A 6,080-nucleotide genomic window follows, 5' to 3' on the forward strand; every position below is an offset into this window, starting at 1 on the left:
GGCCCCTTCGCGAGCAAGCTCGCTCCCACAAAAGAGCTTATCCAGCTCAATCGAATAACAACAATGCGGAGGCCCATCTCATGGCCAACCTGAAAATCAAGAATCTGCAAAAAGGCTTCGAAGGTTTTTCCATCATCAAGGGCATTGACCTGGAAGTGAACGACAAGGAATTCGTGGTCTTCGTCGGCCCGTCGGGCTGCGGCAAATCCACCCTGCTGCGCCTGATCGCCGGCCTTGAAGAGGTCAGCGGCGGCACCATCGAACTCGATGGCCGCGACATCACTGAAGTCAGCCCGGCCAAGCGCGATCTGGCGATGGTGTTCCAGACCTACGCGCTGTACCCGCACATGACGGTGAAAAAGAACATGTCGTTCGCCCTCGATCTGGCCGGCGTGCCGAAAGCCGAAGTCGAACGCAAAGTCGGCGAAGCAGCGCGGATTCTCGAGCTCGGACCGATGCTCGAGCGCAAACCGAAACAGCTGTCCGGCGGCCAGCGCCAGCGCGTGGCGATCGGCCGTGCCATCGTGCGCAACCCGAAGATTTTCCTCTTCGATGAACCGCTGTCCAACCTCGACGCGGCGTTGCGCGTGCAGATGCGTCTGGAGCTGCTGCGCCTGCACAAAGACCTGCAAGCGACGATGATCTACGTGACCCACGATCAGGTCGAAGCGATGACCATGGCCGACAAAGTCGTGGTGCTCAATGGCGGCAGGATCGAACAGGTCGGCTCGCCGCTGGACCTCTATCACAACCCGGCCAATCTGTTTGTCGCAGGCTTCCTCGGCACGCCGAAAATGGGTTTCCTCAAAGGCAAGATTGCCCGCATCGACGGCGCCAGCTGCGAAGTTTCGCTGGACGCCGGCACGCGCATCACCCTGCCGTTCAACGCCGCCAGCCTCAGTGTCGGCAGCGCAGTCACGTTGGGCATTCGCCCCGAACATCTTGAGCTGGCGCAACCTGGCGACTGCACGTTGCAGGTGACTGCCGATGTCAGCGAACGCCTTGGCAGCGACACCTTCTGCCACGTCACCACCAGCGCCGGTGAAGCCCTGACCATGCGCGTGCGCGGCGACCTGGCCAGCCGTTATGGCGAGCAATTGAGCCTGCGCCTGGACCCGACTCACTGCCACCTGTTCGACGCTGAAGGTGTGGCGCTGACCCGCCCACTGCGCGCTGCCGCCTGATTTCGAGACTATCCGATGAAACTCAACCAACAGAACCTCAATCGCCTCGCCGCCGAAGTGCGACTGCCGGGCTACAACCTGAGCGACACGCGCCAGGGCATCGCGCACATCGGCGTCGGCGGTTTCCACCGCGCGCACCAGGCGTATTACACCGATGCCTTGATGAACACTGGCGAAGCACTGGACTGGGCAATCTGCGGCGTCGGCCTGCGCCCGGAAGATCGCCGCGCTCGCGATGATCTGCGCGAGCAGGATTACCTGTTCACTTTGTTTGAACTGGGCGACAGCGATGACACCGAAGTGCGCGTCATCGGCGCAATCCGCGACATGCTGCTGGCCGAAGATGGCGCGCAAACGCTGATCGACAAACTCGCCGAACCGCAGATCCGCATCGTCTCGCTGACCATCACCGAGGGCGGTTACTGCATCGACGACAGCAACGGCGAATTCATGGCGCATCTGCCGCAGATTCAACACGACCTCGCCCATCCCGAAGCGCCGGGCACCGTGTTCGGTTTCCTCTGCGCCGCATTGGCCAAACGTTGTGCGACGGGTGTTCCGGCATTTACCGTGATGTCCTGCGATAACCTGCCGCACAACGGCGCGGTCGCGCGCAAGGCACTGCTGGCGTTCGCCGCGCTGCGTGATCCGCAATTGCGCGATTGGATCGACCAGAACGTCAGCTTCCCCAACGCCATGGTCGACCGCATCACGCCGATGACCAGCACCGCGCATCGCCTGCAACTGGCCGACAAACACGGCGTCGACGATGCCTGGCCGGTGGTCTGCGAACCGTTTGTGCAGTGGGTGCTGGAAGACAAATTCGTCAACGGCCGCCCGGCATGGGAAAAGGTCGGCGTGCAGTTCACCGACGATGTGTCGCCGTACGAAGAGATGAAAATCAAACTGCTCAACGGCAGTCACCTGGCGCTGACGTATCTGGGCTTTCTCAAGGGTTATCGCTTCGTCCACGACACCATGAACGATCCGCTGTTCGTGCGTTACATGCGCGCTTATATGGACCTGGATGTCACGCCGCAACTGGCACCGGTGCCGGGCATTGATCTGAGCGAATACAAGGACACGCTGGTGGCGCGGTTTTCCAATCAGGCGATTGCCGATCAGTTGGAGCGTGTGTGTTCGGATGGCTCGTCGAAGTTTCCCAAGTTCACCGTGCCGACGATCAATCGGCTGATCGCCGATGGCCGCGAGACCAAGCGTGCAGCGCTGGTAGTCGCGGCGTGGGCGCTGTATTTGAAGGGCGTGGATGAGAATGGCGATACGTATTCGATTCCGGACCCGCGAGCGGCTTTCTGCCAAGGTCTGGTGGCGGACGATGGGTTGATCACCGAACGCCTGTTGGGCGTGGAAGAGATTTTCGGCACGGCGATACCGAAGTCGGCGGAGTTTGTTGCAGCGTTCGAGTGGTGCTGCCAGAGTTTGCGCGAGGTTGGGGTTTCGCGGACTCTGGAACGGGTGCTCGGCTGAAAAGCCCCTCACCCTAGCCCTCTCCCGGAGGGAGAGGGAACCGACCGCGTGGTTCTTCCGTTATTCATCGACCTGAAATTCCGAGTCGAATACAGAGTGTGAAAGGCATGAAAATCTGCTCCCTTTCCCCCTCGCCCCCGTGGGGGAGAGGGCTGGGGTGAGGGGGTAGCTCTTGATCTTCAGCGCAATCTGACAGGCCCATACATGACAACAACAAAGCTCTTTCTGGGTATCGACTGCGGCACCCAAGGCACCAAAGCGATCATCCTCGACGCCGACAGCGGCCAGGTGCTCGGTCTGGGCGCAGCGCCGCACACGATGATCAGCGGCGCCAACGGCCGCCGCGAACAAGACGTTCAACAGTGGCTCGACGCGTTCGTCAGCGCCACCCGCCAGGCGTTGCGAGCGGCCAATGTCGACGGCCAGGCGATCCTCGGTGTCGGCGTCTCCGGCCAGCAACACGGCTTGGTCCTGCTCGATGAGCAAGGCGCAGTGCTGCGTCCGGCCAAGCTCTGGTGCGACACCGAAACCACGCCGGAAAACGAGCGCTTGCTCGCGCAACTGGGCGGCGAGAAAGGTTCGCTGGAACGCCTCGGCGTGGTCATTGCGCCGGGCTACACGGTGTCGAAACTGCTCTGGACCAAAGAGCAGCATCCCGACGTGTTCTCACGCATCGCCCGGATTCTGTTGCCTCACGACTACCTCAACTACTGGCTCACCGGTCGCGCCTGCAGCGAATACGGCGATGCGTCCGGCACCGGCTATTTCAATGTGCGCACGCGGCAGTGGGATGTACAGATCCTGCGCGACATCGATGCCAGCGGCCGTTTGCAAGCCGCGCTGCCGGAGCTGATCGACGCGCACGCCGCCGTCGGCACTCTCCTCCCGGCAATCGCCGAGCAACTCGGCATCAACCCCAACGCGGTGGTCTCGAGCGGCGGTGGCGACAACATGATGGGCGCCATCGGTACCGGCAATATCCAGCCTGGCGCGATCACCATGAGCCTCGGTTCGTCCGGCACGGTCTACGCCTATTCGGAGGAGCCGAGCGTCAGCGCCGATGCCTCGGTTGCCACGTTCTGTTCCTCCAGCGGCGGCTGGCTGCCGTTGATCTGCACCATGAATTTGACCAACGCCACCGGTGCAATTCGCGAACTGTTCAAGCTCGACCTGCCGACCTTCAACCAACTGGTCGCGCAATCGCCGATCGGTGCCGAAGGCGTGAGCATGTTGCCGTTTCTCAACGGTGAGCGCGTCCCTGCCCTGCCCCACGCCACCGGCAGCCTGCATGGGCTGACCATGGACAACCTGACCCAAGCCAACCTGTGCCGCGCCGCTGTCGAAGGCACCACCTTCGGTTTGCGCTACGGGCTGGATTTGCTCCGCCAGAATGGTTTACAAAGCCTGCGCATTTGCCTGATCGGCGGCGGCTCGAAGAGCGCGGTGTGGCGGCAGATCGTCGCCGACATCATGAACGCTCCGGTGATCTGCACCGAACAAAGCGAAGCCGCCGCACTGGGTGCGGCGATTCAAGCGGCGTGGTGCGCGTCGCGCTCTAACGGCGATGATGTCTCCCTGGCCGATCTGTGCGAGCGCTGCGTGAAACTCGACGCAGGCAGCGAAACCCTGCCGATCGCCGCCAATGTCGCGGCGTTCCAGCAGGCCTACGAACGCTATCAACAGCATGTCGCAACCCTATAACGAGCAAACAACTATGTACCTGGTGTGTGGCGAAGCCCTGTTTGATTTCTTCAGCGAAAACGATGCCAGCGGTCTGGCCTCGAAAGTCAATTTCAAGGCGATTGCCGGCGGCTCGCCGTTCAACGTCGCCGTCGGTCTGCGCCGTCTGGGCGTGGACTCGGCGCTCTTCGGTGGGCTGTCCACCGACTACCTCGGCCGGCGTTTGCAGCAAGTCCTGCAGGACGAAGGTGTGCGCCCGGATTATCTGGTGGATTTCGCCGCGCCGACCACCCTGGCGATGGTCGCGGTAGGCGCCAATGGCTCACCGCACTACAGCTTCCGTGGCGAAGGCTGTGCCGACCGGCAAGTGAGCGAGGCGCATCTGCCGACACTTGGCGACGAGGTGCGCGGCCTGCACATCGGCTCGTTTTCGCTGGTGGTGCAGCCGATTGGCGACACGTTGCTGAAACTGGTCCAACGCGAAAGCGGCAAACGCCTGATCAGCCTCGACCCCAACGTGCGCCTCAATCCCGAGCCGAACATCAATCTATGGCGCGAGCGCATCGCCACGCTGGTTCAACTGGCCGATCTGATCAAAGTCAGCGACGAGGATCTGAGCCTGCTCTATCCCGAGCAAAATCCGCAGCATGTTATTGAAGGCTGGCTCGAACATCGCTGCCAGATCGTCTTCCTTACTCGCGGTGGCGATGGCGCGACCGTGTTCAGTCGCGCCCATGGCTCGTGGTCGGTACCGGCCAATCAGGTTCAGATCGCCGATACGGTAGGTGCTGGCGACACCTTCCAGGCGGCGCTGATCACTTGGCTGACCGAACATTCTCTGGACTCCGTCGAAGGCGTCCAGCAGCTCAGTCGCGAGCAAATCGACGGCATGCTCAGGTTCGCCGTACAAGCCGCCGCACTGACCTGCAGCAAAACCGGTCCGGATCTGCCCTATCGTCATCAATTGAGCTGAGCGCGTAGACTGTCGGCCTTTTTGCGCACGACGGAAAACAGCTCTTGAATCACAGGCACACCCTCGCCCTCCTGACCATGGCCACCCTGCTGAGCGGTTGCGGCACCTCGCCGCCCCGCTCGCCGGAAGACATCTGCGCAATCTTCCGCGAGAAAAGCGACTGGTACGACGCTGCGCAAGTCACCCAGAAACGCTGGGGCGTGCCGATCCAGGTGCCTTTCGCGATCATGTATCAGGAATCCGGCTATCGCTACGACGCCAAGACGCCGCGCAAATATCTGCTCTGGGTAATTCCCTGGGGCCGCGTCTCCACCGCTTCCGGTTATGCGCAAGCCAAGGATGAAGTCTGGGCCGACTACCAGAAAAGCACCGGCCGCAACTGGGCCGATCGCGAAGACTTCGACGACGCCATCGACTTCGTCGGCTGGTACATGGACAAGACCACCTCGATCAACGGCGTGTACAAATACGACGCCTATAACCAGTACCTGAACTACCACGAAGGCTGGGGCGGCTTCCGCAACAAGACCTACGCGAGCAAGGCCTGGCTACCGCCGACCGCGCGCAAGGTGCAGAACCGTTCGGATCTGTATGCGCAGCAATACGCCGGCTGCAAGGAAGACCTCAATCGCGGGTTCTGGAGCCGGTTCTGGCATTGGTTGTAGCGGTGTTGCTGAAGACGCCTTCGCGGGCAAGCCCGCTCCCACGGGACCTTAGTGAACGCCGATTTTGTGTCCACCCGAGAAACCTGTGGG

5 protein-coding genes are annotated in these 6,080 nt (G+C 61.8%); all 5 read left to right on the forward strand.

Annotated elements, in window-relative coordinates:
* Nucleotides 1–80: 80 nt before the first annotated feature.
* A complete protein-coding gene (locus tag F8N49_RS24550) occupies nucleotides 81–1,184 on the forward strand; it encodes an ABC transporter ATP-binding protein (RefSeq protein WP_151552957.1) in 1,104 nt (367 codons plus the stop codon).
* 15 nt (nucleotides 1,185–1,199) lie between these two features.
* Nucleotides 1,200–2,672: a mannitol dehydrogenase family protein gene (locus F8N49_RS24555; protein WP_151552959.1), complete on the forward strand. Its 1,473-nt coding sequence runs from the start codon at nucleotides 1,200–1,202 to the stop codon at nucleotides 2,670–2,672.
* A gap of 204 nt (nucleotides 2,673–2,876) precedes the next feature.
* The gene (gene xylB, locus F8N49_RS24560; RefSeq protein ID WP_151552961.1) at nucleotides 2,877–4,373 is read left to right on the forward strand and encodes a xylulokinase; all 1,497 of its coding nucleotides are present in this window, start codon (nucleotides 2,877–2,879) and stop codon (nucleotides 4,371–4,373) included.
* Nucleotides 4,374–4,386: 13 nt separating this feature from the next.
* On the forward strand, nucleotides 4,387–5,325 hold the full coding sequence (locus tag F8N49_RS24565) for a carbohydrate kinase (protein ID WP_151552963.1): 939 nt from the start codon (nucleotides 4,387–4,389) through the stop codon (nucleotides 5,323–5,325).
* Between the two features lie 77 nt (nucleotides 5,326–5,402).
* Entirely contained in the window at nucleotides 5,403–5,990 is a 588-nt protein-coding gene (locus F8N49_RS24570) for a lipoprotein (RefSeq protein WP_041480414.1), read from the forward strand.
* Nucleotides 5,991–6,080 lie beyond the last annotated feature (90 nt).

This window comes from Pseudomonas sp. GXM4 (genome assembly GCF_008923895.1).
Taxonomy (GTDB): Bacteria; Pseudomonadota; Gammaproteobacteria; order Pseudomonadales; family Pseudomonadaceae; genus Aquipseudomonas; species Aquipseudomonas atacamensis.